The sequence below is a fragment of the Lactococcus sp. LG606 genome, from assembly GCF_017309645.1.
Classification (GTDB): Bacteria; Bacillota; Bacilli; order Lactobacillales; family Streptococcaceae; genus Lactococcus; species Lactococcus petauri.
Map to the genome: position 1 here is coordinate 324,626 of NZ_CP071301.1, position 14,481 is coordinate 339,106.

At 34.7% G+C, this 14,481-nt stretch carries 18 protein-coding genes; 8 read left to right on the top strand and 10 right to left on the bottom strand.

All coding sequences use genetic code 11. The features are described from left to right. Positions 1–44: 44 nt before the first annotated feature. Together J0J35_RS01655 and J0J35_RS01660 are read right to left on the bottom strand one after the other, a co-directional pair. Positions 45–683: a glycoside hydrolase family 73 protein gene (locus tag J0J35_RS01655; protein ID WP_230625245.1), complete on the bottom strand. Its 639-nt coding sequence runs from the start codon at positions 681–683 to the stop codon at positions 45–47. 129 nt (positions 684–812) lie between these two features. Further along, positions 813–1,505, bottom strand: coding sequence for a YitT family protein (locus J0J35_RS01660; RefSeq protein ID WP_206917301.1), 693 nt, complete (start codon positions 1,503–1,505; stop codon positions 813–815). A gap of 401 nt (positions 1,506–1,906) precedes the next feature. Between J0J35_RS01660 and J0J35_RS01665 the strand changes: the two genes are divergently transcribed. From J0J35_RS01665 to gyrB, 4 genes are all read left to right on the top strand, one after another. Continuing rightward, positions 1,907–2,890, top strand: coding sequence for a dimethylarginine dimethylaminohydrolase family protein (locus J0J35_RS01665; protein WP_206917307.1), 984 nt, complete (start codon positions 1,907–1,909; stop codon positions 2,888–2,890). Between the two features lie 53 nt (positions 2,891–2,943). Next, complete coding sequence (locus tag J0J35_RS01670; protein WP_019292135.1) at positions 2,944–3,543, top strand: HAD family hydrolase; 600 nt, start codon at positions 2,944–2,946, stop codon at positions 3,541–3,543. Between the two features lie 11 nt (positions 3,544–3,554). Continuing rightward, positions 3,555–4,289, top strand: a complete 735-nt coding sequence (locus J0J35_RS01675) for a TIGR02206 family membrane protein (RefSeq protein ID WP_206917309.1) — start codon at positions 3,555–3,557, stop codon at positions 4,287–4,289. 161 nt (positions 4,290–4,450) lie between these two features. Further along, positions 4,451–6,409: a DNA topoisomerase (ATP-hydrolyzing) subunit B gene (gene gyrB, locus J0J35_RS01680; protein ID WP_206917311.1), complete on the top strand. Its 1,959-nt coding sequence runs from the start codon at positions 4,451–4,453 to the stop codon at positions 6,407–6,409. Between the two features lie 85 nt (positions 6,410–6,494). On the opposite strand, the gene J0J35_RS11525 is transcribed toward gyrB, so the two are convergent. The 8 genes from J0J35_RS11525 to J0J35_RS01715 all read right to left on the bottom strand — a co-directional run bounded on the left by J0J35_RS11525 (position 6,495) and on the right by J0J35_RS01715 (position 11,522). Then, positions 6,495–7,094, bottom strand: coding sequence for a site-specific integrase (locus tag J0J35_RS11525; RefSeq protein ID WP_242534027.1), 600 nt, complete (start codon positions 7,092–7,094; stop codon positions 6,495–6,497). 7 nt (positions 7,095–7,101) lie between these two features. Beyond that, a complete protein-coding gene (locus tag J0J35_RS11530; RefSeq protein ID WP_242534028.1) occupies positions 7,102–7,620 on the bottom strand; it encodes a hypothetical protein in 519 nt (172 codons plus the stop codon). A gap of 124 nt (positions 7,621–7,744) precedes the next feature. Further along, positions 7,745–8,119, bottom strand: coding sequence for a PH domain-containing protein (locus tag J0J35_RS01690; RefSeq protein ID WP_206917313.1), 375 nt, complete (start codon positions 8,117–8,119; stop codon positions 7,745–7,747). Between the two features lie 45 nt (positions 8,120–8,164). Then, positions 8,165–8,806: a hypothetical protein gene (locus J0J35_RS01695; protein ID WP_206917316.1), complete on the bottom strand. Its 642-nt coding sequence runs from the start codon at positions 8,804–8,806 to the stop codon at positions 8,165–8,167. A gap of 88 nt (positions 8,807–8,894) precedes the next feature. Then, the gene (locus J0J35_RS01700; protein WP_206917318.1) at positions 8,895–9,674 is read right to left on the bottom strand and encodes an FxLYD domain-containing protein; all 780 of its coding nucleotides are present in this window, start codon (positions 9,672–9,674) and stop codon (positions 8,895–8,897) included. A gap of 80 nt (positions 9,675–9,754) precedes the next feature. Next, on the bottom strand, positions 9,755–10,315 hold the full coding sequence (locus tag J0J35_RS01705; protein ID WP_242534029.1) for a hypothetical protein: 561 nt from the start codon (positions 10,313–10,315) through the stop codon (positions 9,755–9,757). A gap of 11 nt (positions 10,316–10,326) precedes the next feature. Continuing rightward, positions 10,327–10,680, bottom strand: a complete 354-nt coding sequence (locus J0J35_RS01710; protein WP_206917320.1) for an XRE family transcriptional regulator — start codon at positions 10,678–10,680, stop codon at positions 10,327–10,329. Between the two features lie 386 nt (positions 10,681–11,066). Next, positions 11,067–11,522 (bottom strand): alkylphosphonate ABC transporter permease, encoded by a 456-nt coding sequence (locus tag J0J35_RS01715; RefSeq protein WP_206917322.1) that lies wholly within the window; start codon positions 11,520–11,522, stop codon positions 11,067–11,069. 155 nt (positions 11,523–11,677) lie between these two features. On the opposite strand from J0J35_RS01715, the gene J0J35_RS01720 reads away from it, so the two are divergent. From J0J35_RS01720 to J0J35_RS01735, 4 genes are all read left to right on the top strand, one after another. Further along, complete coding sequence (locus tag J0J35_RS01720; RefSeq protein WP_206917324.1) at positions 11,678–11,908, top strand: hypothetical protein; 231 nt, start codon at positions 11,678–11,680, stop codon at positions 11,906–11,908. A 12-nt stretch (positions 11,909–11,920) separates the two neighbouring features. Continuing rightward, complete coding sequence (locus J0J35_RS01725) at positions 11,921–12,172, top strand: hypothetical protein (protein WP_206917325.1); 252 nt, start codon at positions 11,921–11,923, stop codon at positions 12,170–12,172. A gap of 382 nt (positions 12,173–12,554) precedes the next feature. Continuing rightward, entirely contained in the window at positions 12,555–13,331 is a 777-nt protein-coding gene (gene bet, locus J0J35_RS01730; protein ID WP_019293284.1) for a phage recombination protein Bet, read from the top strand. Next, a complete protein-coding gene (locus tag J0J35_RS01735; RefSeq protein WP_206917326.1) occupies positions 13,332–14,297 on the top strand; it encodes a DUF1351 domain-containing protein in 966 nt (321 codons plus the stop codon). Positions 14,298–14,481: the final 184 nt, after the last annotated feature.

Genomic DNA, 14,481 nt, shown 5'->3' on the forward strand with positions numbered 1-14,481 from the left:
AGAGTTTTTGTTTCTACGTTTTTTATGTCTTTGAGAAAGAAAGACTAAATCTTATCGTATTGATCTAAACCGTAACTCTCAATCATTTGAATGAGCTTTTCAGTATAGGCTGGGTCAGTTGCATAACCAGAAGTTTGCACCGCTTTCGCAGCTTCTTTATAGTTTTTCGCAGCTAAAACGCTCGCATACTGCTTAGGGTTCCATGTAGTGCCCTTAGTAAAGAGATAGGCATGTCCTTCGACAGATTCTTTCCAACCATCGTAAACGCGAAATTGCGCTTTTACAGTCACCCATTTATCATTTTCAAATTCTTTGGTTTCTAAAGTTACTGTGGGGACATTTCCGTAAGCTTTGATACCAAAAAGATTGTAATATTTTGCGGCAAGTCCGCTTTGGCCAAAGTTACTTTCTAAAGCAGCTTGAGCTAAAGTCAGAGAAGCGAGAACATTATACTTTTCTTGTGATTCTTGCGCATATGGTGCTATAGTACGAATGAAGTTATATTCTGTAATTGTTTCAACTTGGTTGGCAAGCTCAGTGTCATTACGATTATCACTGGTTTGTATCACTCTAAAATTCAAGAGGTTAGCTGCAACAAAGAGAAAAATCAAAAGCTGGAAAATAATGCGAAAGAAACTTCGGATTTTAGAAGTCGCCTTGCGGCGCTTTTTATCATATGTCATGTCACTAGTATAACAAAAAAGTCTCAATTTGTGGATAGGTTCAACACTTGTTATGCTAGAAAAATATGCCAGTAGCTTCGCTTTTGAACACAAATAAAAAAGTTTCCACATTTTTGGAAACTTTTTTTCTTACTTTCTATTTCGCTCTTTAATCGTTTGAGTACCAAACTGAGGTAGACGTATGAATGAAAGACGTTGCAAGAGTTCTTGACGATAGTCAGCACGGCCAACAATCAAAGTGACCTTACTGAAGAGGTAACAAGACAACAATGTGACAGCAAAATTGAGTAAGGTAAGGTATGTGAGAAGCGAAAGACTCAAAACAATGACATCACCACCAAATAAAACTTTGTCTACTTTGAAGCTCCATTTTTCTTCTAAAATTCGTCCTAGAAGCAGCGTTCCACCAAAGGTTCCTTCAGAAATAATGACTAAACCAGCAGCTGTTCCTGAGAGAATTCCGTCGAAAATACCAGCAAAGACAATATTAGAAAACTGAATCCCTGTAATTCCGATTGCTTCATAAATTATCATCCAGACACTCATAGCGGCTGCACCCGGAATACTGAGAAGAAGCTCACGCGAAGATAAGTATTTACGGCCAAAAGTAAAGAGCGGCACATTAACAAGGAAGAAAGTTAAAGCTGGATTAACACCAAAGACAAAGTCCATCAATACAGAAAATCCAGCAACGCCATTACTGGCTAGTCGGTTGGGGATAACGAAAAGCTGTACAGATAGGACATATAGTCCTACGCCGATCAGTAGTATCAGTAAATCCCGCATAAAATATTTATCTATTTTTACGCCTAAAAGTGTCATAAGTTCTCCTTAACAGTTCGTTATTTCTAGGATACCCTTAAAGCTTTGAATAAATAATTTCGTATCTTTGTAATTGCTTTAAAAGGAGCCTATATTTATCAGTGTTGTAACTATTATTATTACATTTAAAACTTAATTAAACCTTGTTTAAGGTCAAAATTACTATTATATTATAGTAAATATATAAAAATTCAGACAAATCTAGAAAAAAGATATTAATTCATTAAAAAAGCAGTCTTTTTTAGTCTTGCTTAAGAAGACGAATGTATAATATAACTATTCCAAATAATACTCTTTTTGTAACATCTTTAGTCCTCACCAATGTGAGGACTTTTTAAAATCACAAAATGTTATAATATAAGAATTAGTTAACAATTTAGTTTTTAAGGAGGGAAATAAAAATGAGCAATGTAAATGAGATAGGTGTTACAAGTGAGTTTGCACCACTGAGACGTGTAGTTTTAACACAATCGGAATTTATCTTACCTCACGAAGAACATACCAATGATGATGGCTCCTTCCTTGAAGATGATGTTCTTGATATGTTTAATAATAAAGACACCAGTGGAAAAAATTATGCAGAAGTATTTCCTGAAAGACAAAGAAAATGGGAAGCAGAGCGTACTAATCTACAAGCTTTGTTAGAAAAATATGATATTGAAGTTTTGCGACCACGTCTTCTCACGGATTATGAGAAAGAACAAGGAAAAGTCTATGGTGCTGCAAACTTTTTTGTACGTGACCCGTTCTTTACGATTGGTGACTCTTTGATTGAAGGGGCTATGCGCTTTTTCCATCGCCGCAACGAGGTTTTACCCGTAAGAAACTTACTCACTGAACAAGCCTATTCTAGCGATGCTTTTTACGTTTCTCTTCCAATGGCAGATACTTCACAAGGAGAAACGGATGAGAGTGGACCTTTCTTAGAAGGTGGCGATATCCTCGTTTTAGGAAAAACAGTATTTGTAGGAAATTCAGGTAAAGCGAGCAATCATAACGGCTATTTATGGCTTAAAGCTTATTTAGCACATTGGGGCTATCAGGTGATTGAGGTTAAACTTCATCATGATGTTTTGCATCTTGATTGCGCTCTAAGTCTAGTTAGAGATGGTCTAATGATTATCTGTGAAGAAGCCTTTCTAACTGGTATACCTGAACAGCTTAAAAATTGGGATAGAATAAATGTTCCTTTTGAAGATATTGCAAAGCTAGCAATAAATGGTCTACCAATAAATGATGAGGTATATATACTAGATTCTGAATTTAAATATATTGGCGAAGCTCTTGAAGTACGAGGCATCCGCCCAGAATACCTTGATTTTAAAATATCCCGAAGTTTGGGCGGTTCATTTAGATGTAGCACACAGCCTTTACTTAGAAAATAAGAAGTATAAGTTTAAAACAGAAAGCCAGCCCTTGGCTGTGATATAATTATCAAATGAACTACGAAAACTATATCTGGGATTTAGGTGGCACTTTACTTAATAATTACGAAAATTCTAGTCATGCTTTTGCTGCAGCACTTTGGCAAAAGGAAGAGCGAGTAGTTTTGCATGACGATGTCTACGCAGCACTCAAAGTTTCTACAGCACATGCTGTGGACCAATACGCGAGTCATATACCGCAGTTTCTTGAAACATATCGGAAATTAGAAGCAGAAGCTTTGGACAAGCCAATTTTGTTTGAAGGTGCTGTTGATCTTTTGCATACTATCGTGAGCCAGAACTGCAAAAATTTTATGATTTCTCATAGAGATAAGCAAGTACTGGATATTCTTGAGGCAGCCCATATTTCTCAGTATTTTACTGAAGTTGTTACTGCTGATAATGGTTTCCCACGTAAACCAGCACCAGATTCAATAAAATATTTAGTACAAAAATATAACTTAGACCCCAAAAAGACGGTGATGATTGGTGACCGTCCTTTGGACATTGAAGCCGGTCGTGCAGCGGGTATTGCGACTATTTTCTTTGATAGCCAGCAGGAGTATCCCCAAGCAACGCGAAGCATCAAAAAATTATCAGACATTATGGAGTAAACTGAACCACAATGAATACTTTTCTTATATCGAATGAAAAAGCAGTTGGGCCAGGCTTTGGCCTTTTTAGTGCCAATCACTTTTTTGCCCTTGCTGTTCTAGCACTGCTCAGTTTTGGCTTGATTCGTATTTATCTGCGCGCAAATGACGAGAGACGTAAACTGTTACGTCTACTTGTTGCCTCGTTTACCCTGTTGCTCGAAATCATTAGAGATATCATTTTAGTGATGACTCATCAATTTTTGTACGCAGACTTGCCTTTGCAGCTGTGTGGACTTGGCATATTCATTATTGTTTTTGATGCAATGCGTTCAAATAAGACGAGTCGTGAGCTCTTGTATAGCTTAACTTTACCTGGAGCAATTTTTGCACTTGTGACACCGAACTGGGTAACCAATGATTTTGTTAATGTCTTTGTATGGCAGAGCTTTTTGATTCATTGCTTACTTATCTCGTATGTTTTAATGCGTCTGATTTCAGGCGATTTTGTCCCTCAATGGCGTGAACTCTGGCGCTCTGCTATTTTTTTGGCGATTGTTGTGCCAATTTGTGCAGTCCTCAATCAAGTTTGGAATCAAAACTTTTTCTTCCTAAGGACACCAGTTCCGGGAAGTCCACTTGAACCCATCTATAATGTGTTCGGTTCTTATTATATCTTAGGTTTAATTTTTATTGTATTGATGTTTTGGCTTGTTATTTATCTTCCTTGGTCATGGAAAAAATCACCGAAAGTTCGGATGAATTAAGAAAAAAGACGAAATATATTAAACAAAAAAGCAGCGTAAAGCTGCTTTTTTTCTGAAATTATTAAGATGGAGTAAAAGCTTTTATGGCTCGCAGTATATAGTAAAAAAAGCTAGAATGTGCTATAATTATAAGTAAGTATTTTCAAAGAAATGAGATTATTTTGAACGAAGAAAATAAAGAACAAATTGAAAAAATGGCAGAAGAATATGATGCCAGTCAAATTCAAGTTTTAGAAGGACTTGAAGCGGTGCGTATGCGTCCTGGGATGTATATCGGATCAACTTCAAAGGAAGGATTGCACCACTTAGTGTGGGAGATTGTTGATAACTCGATCGATGAAGCGCTCGCGGGGTTTGCCAGCCATATCGAAGTGTTTATTGAACCTGATAACTCAATTACAGTTGTCGATGATGGACGTGGTATTCCCGTAGACATTCAAGAAAAAACAGGACGTCCTGCGGTTGAAACGGTCTTTACCATCCTTCATGCTGGTGGTAAATTTGGCGGTGGCGGCTACAAAGTTTCTGGTGGTTTACACGGTGTTGGTTCATCCGTTGTTAATGCCCTTTCTACACAGTTAGACGTTACTGTACATAAAGATGGTCAAAAATACTATCAAGAATACCATCGTGGTGTTGTCATCGAAGATTTGGCCATTATTGGTGAAACAGATAAACGGGGGACGGTCGTTCACTTTACACCAGATCCAACAATTTTCACCGAAACTCAAGTTTTTGACTATGATAAGTTGGTGACACGTGTCCGTGAGTTGGCTTTCTTGAACCGTGGTTTGCGTATTTCTATTACCGATAAACGTGAAGGTCAAGAAGACAATCATGCTATGTTCCACTATGAAGGTGGGATTCAATCTTATGTTTCCTTTATCAATGAAAACAAGGAAGTTATTTTTGATACGCCAATCTATACAGAGGGTGAGTTAGATGGAATCACTGTCGAAGTTGCTATGCAATATACAGGAACTTACCATTCAACAATCATGTCATTTGCAAATAATATCAATACGCATGAAGGTGGTACGCATGAACAAGGTTTCCGTACAGCTTTAACGCGTGCGATAAACAATTATGCAAAGGCTCAAAAGCTTCTTAAAGATAACGAAGAGAACCTTACTGGGGACGATGTTCGTGAAGGTTTGACCGCTGTCATTTCTGTTAAACACCCTAATCCACAATTTGAAGGTCAAACGAAAACCAAACTGGGGAATAGTGAAGTAACAGGTATCGTCAATAAGCTTTTCTCAGAAGCTTTGCAAACCTTTATGCTTGAGAATCCTCAAGTTGCGAAGAAGATTGTTGAGAAAGGGATTCTTGCAAGCAAGGCACGTATTGCGGCCAAACGCGCACGTGAAGTAACGCGTAAAAAATCAGGTTTAGAGATTTCTAACTTGCCTGGTAAACTTGCGGACTGCTCTTCCAATGATCCTAAGCAAACGGAACTTTTCATCGTCGAAGGGGATTCTGCTGGTGGTTCTGCTAAGTCTGGTCGTAATCGAGAATTCCAAGCTATTTTGCCCATCCGTGGTAAAATCTTGAACGTGGAAAAAGCGACAATGGATAAAATTTTAGCAAACGAAGAAATCCGTTCACTCTTTACAGCGATGGGAACTGGTTTTGGTGCTGACTATGATTTATCTAAAGCACGGTATCATAAACTGGTTATCATGACCGATGCCGATGTCGATGGGGCACACATTCGTACACTCTTGTTGACTCTTTTCTATCGCTATATGCGTCCTGTAGTTGAAGCCGGCTATGTTTATATTGCTCAACCACCAATTTACGGTATCAAAGTCGGTTCGGAAACAAAAGAATACATTCAACCAGGGGAAAATCAAGAGCGTGAGCTGAAGCTTGCACTTGAAAAATGGTCTCAAGGTCGTGCTAAACCAACAGTACAGCGTTATAAAGGTTTAGGAGAAATGGATGACCACCAACTTTGGGAAACCACTATGGATCCAGATGCCCGACTCATGGCGCGTGTATCTGTAGAAGATGCCGCTGAAGCAGACAAAATCTTTGATATGCTAATGGGCGATCGTGTTGAACCACGTCGCGAATTTATCGAAGCCAATGCACAATATTCTACTATTGACGTTTAATAATTTAAAAACCCTTGTAAATACAAGGGTTTTGTTATATCGATTTTCTTATTTTATTAAAAAGGGGCAGGAAAGGGGCAAGATTCTAAATATTATTAAGAGCTTCAATAACTTCTTCACGAGTTTTTTTAGTGACATGGTTGTAAATCTTTAGTGTTGTATTAGCGTTAGAATGACCTACACGTTCCATTATAGATTTTAAAGGTAGATTTAACTCTGCGAGAAGTGAAACGTGAGAATGACGGAATATGTGGCTAGAAAGTGATTTATTTATATTGCACTCTTTTTCTGCTTTTTTGAGAATACGGTTAAAGGATTGAACTCCAAGAGGGAGTTTTCTATTTGAAAGAAAGATATAGTCGCCTGGTTCTACTAGATTAAAATATAGTTTGTTTGCTGCTTTCGTTTCTTGTAGAATATCTTTTGCCTTTTGAGGGAGGTCAACAATTCGATTACTTGCTACTGTTTTTGGACTAATTTTTTCATTGTTTATCCCAAGAGTACCATTTACCTCTATGCTGGTGCCATTATAATTTTTCCATTGCAGGGCTTGTAGTTCACCATATCTCAACCCAGTGAGCCATAAAAATTCAACTATTCTCGCATGGAGTAAATTATTTTTATTCTTCTTTAAATATGTGATTATAGCATCGATTTCTTCTCTTTCAAGAAACTTCTCATCCATTTTTTGCTTATGATTTTCTTCTTGGTCTTTTTTTTCTTTTAATTTTGATGGAAGCTATTGGATTTTTATCAATATATTCCCTTTCAACAGCGTAATTAAGCATATTTCCAAGTGTATTTTTTATTTGGATAGTGTAAGCGTAGGATAGATTACCAAAACTATATATCTTATCAAAAAAATCTAAGAATATTTGACGATCCAAGTTTTTTACTAGATTATTTTTGGGAACATATACAAACACTTTTTTCATTGCCTTAGAAGTAGCTAGAGCGCTTCGTTGCTTTACAGTGATCTTATAGCGAGAGAACCACTCTTCATATAGCTCTGATAGCGTGATTTTAGCTGTTATATTGTTAGTGTTGGTAAGTTTATCTATTTTTTCTTGAAGCAGTGTGAGCGCCTGTTTTTTGGCTTGTGCAGTGTTTTTATCAAGAGTTATTGATGTTTTTTTAGTTTTTTCAGTATATGGTTCTATGTAACGTTCAATATATTTATATTTTCCATTGGTTAATTCTTCAACCCACATTTGATTTCTACTCCTTTTTTCTGTAAAATAGAGTACAAGAAAACCTCACGAATAACGTGGTTTTCATATACTTGTTTTTTTAAATCCGTCCCGCGACTCGCCAAAGTTTAGGACGGATTTTTATTTATAAAATTCTTTCAGATATGATTTTTGCAATTTCAGATACATTTGCACGATTAGAGAATTCTAATTTGACTTTTCCCAAACCTGAGAACCATAATTCTAATTCACTGTCTAAGTCTAAAGTGCCAGCTGTTTCAATAGAGAAAGTTTGAATTTTAGAATAAGGAAGAGATGTAAAATCCTTTTTCTTACCAGTAATACCTTGAACATTGATAGCAATAATACGATGCGTTGTAAATACGACTCCATCACGGATACCTTTGAATGTTCCTAAAACAGATTCACCGTTTACAAATATTGGGGAGATATTATTAAGAAAAGCATCATCATTTGTAGGCTTTAACTTAATAAAAGAAGCGTTGTTAAAATCGATCATATATGTTTATCCTTGCTTTTTTTTTTAGAATGAATAACGTACGTTTTATTCTTTCATTGAATGATGCTTTCCAGAGTTTAGTGCTTCTGTTTCCGTCATTGTAACAACATTTTCTATTTTTGTAGATGAAGGCATATTTGATATACTATACCAGTAAGCTTTTGAGTTCCCGTGACTTGCAACGTAGACAGTTCGATCTTCTGTAGGTGCAGTAGATTCTACTGTTGCTTCAGGATTTTCTTCAGTGGCTGTTATAGCAGGAGCAACGCTAGAATCTTCTGAAGATTCTATAATATCCGGCTTAGAAAGTTCTTCAGTAGTAGTTTTTTGTGGAGTATCACTAATGGATATTTCGGAAGATTCTTTCACAGATATAGAAGAAGATGTTGTACTTTCTTTGGAAGAAGACTTGACTATTGATGAAGAGTTTTGTTGGGGATTTTCAGAAGTTTGAGGACTACTAGTGGCAGTTGTCGATGAGTTATTGTTTAACGTTCCGCCAATTAAAAGAAGGGAAACAGGTGCTATAGCCCAAATGAGAATTTTTTTATCTTTTGTTTTTATATACTTGTATATAATATAGATTAGACCTGCAATACCTAGAGGAATTGCTAAATATTTCAAAATTAGAATTAATATGATTACTGCGAAAAATATTCCTAATATTTTTTTATTTGATTTTTTCATAAAACTACCCTTAATTGAATTATATAAAATTTATGCTTTTATGCTTAACTTATTAATTGTTATCAGCCATAAAATATTAAACGTCTTTTCAATTTTCTAAATCATAATAATCTTTAACGACTGTTGACTTTGAAAATTCTTTATCTGTCGTGAAATCTACACTCACTTTTTGACCTGGCTCCCAATCAGAAATATTAATATATTGAGTATCTACTCTTATTCCCTCATTATTTTCGAGATATACTTTAGCACCAAATGTTTTAAATTTTTTTCCAGTTGTATTTTCTATATTAGTTTCGTATACTTTGTAATCACTTTCGTATTCTTGGGGTTGTGATGAAAATTTGATTGATGATAAAAGGGCGTTGATTTTTTTATCAACACTTTCTGTTTCCTTCACTTCATTTCCGTTATTTATTAATTCTTTTAATGTCTCTTTATTTTTTACAGGTATTTCTTTAATATCATTTATTTGAGATAAAATTTTTGTTCTTTCATCATATAGTTCCATCCACTTTTCTGGAATAGATGATGTGCTAGTATGTTCTAGCATTTTTTTTATATCATCAATTTGATTCTTATATGCAAGGTATAATTCTTTTAATTTGTTATCTTTAAATTTTTTATTACTGAAATCTTGTGAATTTAAGGTATCTATTTCAATCTGAGTTGATTTTTTGTACATTTCAATAGTATCAGCTTGCATAGCCTCTTTTGAATCAGCGTAATCCCAACGTCTATCTAATGACAATGCTATATTTTTTAATGCATCTTGATCATAGAATTGTTCGGCTTCTTTTTTTGGGGAAGTACCGCACCCTGTCAGTAATAATAATACTATTACAAATAGAGGTAACAATTTTTTCATAAAATTTCTCCTTACCCTTTTATCGTGATTAGCGCACGTAGTTTTTGTGTTAACAAGCATAATCTAGCTTGAGCATATTTTTAAAAAAGTTCAACTGCTCTATCATAATTTTCATAAGGTAAATTGTATGCTTCAAGAAACTGATAAGTATTGATTTGTTCCACAACATCAAAATGCGAAATGTAATCAATAACACATTCTTTTAGTGACATTTTACTAAAGTCTTTTTGGATGTTACCTTCTTTTTTTAATTCATTTATGACTTTTTCATTAACTTTACAAAGAAGAGAAAAAGAAGTATCACAAGGGCATCCAGATATTTCAATGAACCTTTGAAAAATATCAAAGCTCCCACCCTCAGTTATGAATATATCCCATAGAAAAAGAATAGCTTCTTTATTAGTTCGTTTCTCTTGAGGGCTTGTAGTGTCACATTCACCTAGACGATAAGGATCATTATTTTTAATATGCATCAATTCATGGCATAGCTTAAATGCTTTAACCGTAGTGGGATTAAAAATTGTTATCTTTTTTCTATTGTTTGTTACAGCGTCTAAAGGAAATAAGTTGTCCCCGATAACTTCAATTCCATATTTTTCTATCTCAAGTATTATACGCTCTATTAGTTCCTGTTCGTTCATAGAGCCCCCGATTAGTCTTCAAGACGTTTACCTAAAATAAGTTTTAATGCTGTTTTAACTTCATCAGTTAGTGGTTTACCATCAAAAGAAACCCATTCATCCCAATCAACTTTATTTTCATCTACTAAATCAGCAAGATCTATAGGTTCTTTATTTCCTGCGTTTTCTTCACGACCTAGAAGATAATCAACTGAAACATGAAAATAATCTGCTACTTTTGCTAAGTCACTTGCTTTAGGGTTGGATGTTTTCCAACGATAGAAAAGATTGTCGCTAAATTTTAAATCAGCAGATACAGCGGGGAGCGACTTCCCCCTTTTTTCTGCGAGTTCCTTTATTCTATCGAATGTAGTTGTATCAGGCATTATATAGGTCTCCTAAAATATTTTTTACAAAAACGTAGTTAAATTCTTGACAAGAACTACAAAAACGTATATAATGATTCTTGTAAGATAAAAAGTTAGAAAAAACGTTAGAAAAATAACTTAACTATAAACACTACAAACACGCTTCCCGGCAGTTTCAAATGTTTTAATTAAGGGTTTTCTCTATGCTTTTATTCTATACGAAATGTAGTTGTATGTCAAGGGTGAACTACAAAAAATCTAACTTTTTATCTAACTTTATAAAATAAAAAAGCCCAGTGGGCGGAAAGAGTGGTTATATGTCAAATTATGATTGGATTAAAGCAATCATTACTCTTGTAGTTTTGATACTTGGTATAGATTTCATGGTGAATAGAACGTTATCTTCATTTATTAATCTTTCCAAGGTTGAAAAAGAAAATGAAGATGGTAAAGAGAGCTGAAATTTCAACGATGGCTGAAAATTGATTTATTGATAAAGCAAACAGAGCAACAGTGGGGATATAGCAACCTAATAATATTCTAAAGAGGGTCTCAATTATTTTTTTCTCTTTAATATTCAAATCTTCAAGTTTTCTTCCCGCCTTCCGTACCCTAAACAAGATAAACATTTCAGGAAGTGAAAACAGAAAAAAATAAACAATCCCAACAAAAATAAAAATTTTAAATAAATTGAAATAATCTATCTGAGTAATTACGGAAATTGCAGGTTCATTAGGTAACTTTATTTGTAAAAGTGTAGAGAAATAATAAGTTATCATAAAAAAAGTAATTAGCAAAAAGAAAATTAACAGTAAATAAAATAACCATTGTAAAAAACTTGTTTTTTTAATTTTATTCATAAAAAACTCCTATATATAATTTTAGTTTGGTCGCTTATATTATATCACGGAGTTATGATACGTGGCACTTGCTACAGGGAAGAAAGGCGAAGAGGTTCGATTCCTCAACTTCCCGTACTGCAAAAGCAGGATATTTAATTTGAGAAAGGATAAAAATGTCAGAAGTAGAACAAAGTTTTGATTCCCAACGATTAAAAATTGTGGAATTCATGGAGATGCAAGGAAAAAGTAACAAGGATATAATTTGGGCTTATGAAAATATTAAAAATCCTCCTTACGAGTTTGCTGCAACAGATATTAGTGCTGTATTGAATGGTAAAAGAAAATATACTCAATCAATTAAATGGTTTATTGCATTTTTGATAGAGTATTGGGACATCAAGTAGAAAGGAGTAAACATGATCAATCTTAGTTCACTAAACTCTGATGAGTGGGCAACGGATGAAAAATTAGCGAAAGCTCTAGGAGTTAAAAAAGAAACTATTCAAATTAAAATTCGCAAATTTCAAAAAGAAACCATCGATAAAGATTATGTTATCGACCTAGGAAAACGAATAACGTTTGTACCAGCTTTTATAGCATGGAGTAATTACTCGAAGAAATATCGGGGAGTTTCTCGCAAACCTAAATTTGAATACACAGGAGATTAATATTTAAGGAGCAACTATGCCAGAATATGACACTTTTTATACAACTGATGGTAAAGAAGTCTGCATAAACAATGTAAGTAAAACGTGGACAGTTTATCGTCCAGAATTTACGTTTCCTAAGACGTTTTATAAACTAAGCGATTATCTTCGCTACATGACAAAATGAAAAATCATTAGCAGCAACTAGGAGCGAGATAAGGAGATAGTATGTCAACAATACTAAGTATAGCGATACTTGTTGTCAATCTGATTAATTTAATTGTGCTCGTGAGAATCAACAATGAATAAATTAAAAATAAAAAAGCTCACTTTGCAGAGTGAGCGGGTAGAAATTTTTGCAATGTTTCTACTCTAATTATAACAAAAATTGGAGGAATTAAAAATGGAGAACGAAGTAGCAGAGAAGAAAAATACAAGCACAATTGAATTTGAGGTTTCTGGAGAAAAGATAAAACTCAATCCAGAAATTGTACGTGCTTATCTGACTGATAATCCAAAAGTTACAAGCCAAGAAATCATGTTTTTTATGAGTTTGGCACGAGCGCAAAAATTAAACCCTTGGACAAAAGATGTTTATTTAGTCAAATATGGAACTAGTCCAGCTCAGATTATTACTTCAAAAGAAGCCTTCATGAAACGAGCTGAATCACATCCAGCTTATGCAGGTTTTGAAGCTGGTATTGTTGTTGAACGTGAAGGACAGCTACATGAATTAAAAGGCGCAATTAAGTTATCAAGTGACAAGTTAGTTGGTGGTTGGGCCAGAGTGTATCGCAAGGACAGGGATATTCCCTCAGAAGTGTTTATATCGTTAGACGAATTTGGAAAATCACAAAGCACATGGAAATCAATGCCTAATAACATGATTCGAAAAACAGCAATAGTAAATGCATTACGTGAGTCTTTTCCAGAGAATCTGAACGGAATGTACACGGAAGAAGATGGCGGCAAAGTTTTCGAGCAAAAACAACCTCGTGAAGTAAATGGTGTACATGAACCAACTGAGGAAGAAATGCAATCTTTTGATAAAGAGAAATATTTAGAGCAAAAGAAAGAAGAGATGGCTGCTAAAGAAATAGAAAAAGATATCCAGAATGAAACACAAGAAGTCCTAGAAGGCGAAGTGATTGATAAAGAAGTGACTGCGGAGGACTTTTAAATGAGTGAAATTAGTGTAGCATTTGAACCTGCAAAAATTGAAGTTCTTGATCGTGAAAAATTTGAAAAACAGATTAATAGTATTGCTGAAGCAAACTCAAATCGTGTAGTTACTGCAGAAACTCTCAAAGATGATAAGAGCACGAGAGCAGAATTACGTAAACTTTATAAATCATTAAATGATGAAAAAATCCGAATTAAAAAGGAATATAACAAACCACTAACTGAGTTTGAAACGTGGTTTAAAAAAGCTGTTGCAGTTCTTGATAAAGCAATTGCCCAAATTGATGAGGGTGTGAAGGAAGTTGAATTCAAACAGAAAGAGGAACGTAAGGAAATAGTACGTGGCGAGTTATTTGAATTAACAAAAAATTTAGAACTTGACTCAAGAATTTTTGAAGTGATGGTTGAGGATTGGGCAAAAGCTTCCAATTTCAATGATTACAAACCAAAGAAAACTCTCCAAGATAGTATATTTTATGCAGTGGAGCAGGAACGATTAAAACAAGAAGAAAGTAGAAAAAACAAGAAAAACATTTCAAATTTTGCTTTCATGAGCGGGATTAGTGACACTCCTTATATTCGTATGTATGACGATGGAAAAGAAGTATCTGAAATCCTCGAAATAATGAATGAAGATATTGCAAAAGAGAAAGCTCGTAAAGAAGCGGAAGAAGCTCAACGCAAAGTCGAGGAACAAAAGCGGCAAGAGTTGGTCAATCAGCAACTTGAGAAAGATTTCAATGGACAAGATGAACAGCCACAAGTGCAAGAAGAAAAACTATCTGAGGGAATTTTAGCTGAAGAAATTGAAACTTTAAGTAAATCTGAAGAACCTAAAAAACGCTATCAGGCCACAATTGAAATAGAGTTTGAAAGTCTAGAAGATAAAGACCGATGGAAACGATGTATGGTGGCAAATGGTTTTGGAGAATTTAAAGCCATTGATTTCAAGGAAATTAAATAAAAATACGTGCTCGGAATCACGTTAAAAGCAGCGTGGATTCATTTGTTCAGCAATAAGACGAAAATAATAGAAAATCGTATTTTGTCATTGAAACACGTTAGAAAGCCATAGTTTTATCTGAATATCAAATGGATCAGCATCACACAATAGGCTTTGTGCGGGAAGGACATGTAAGTCGGGCGCT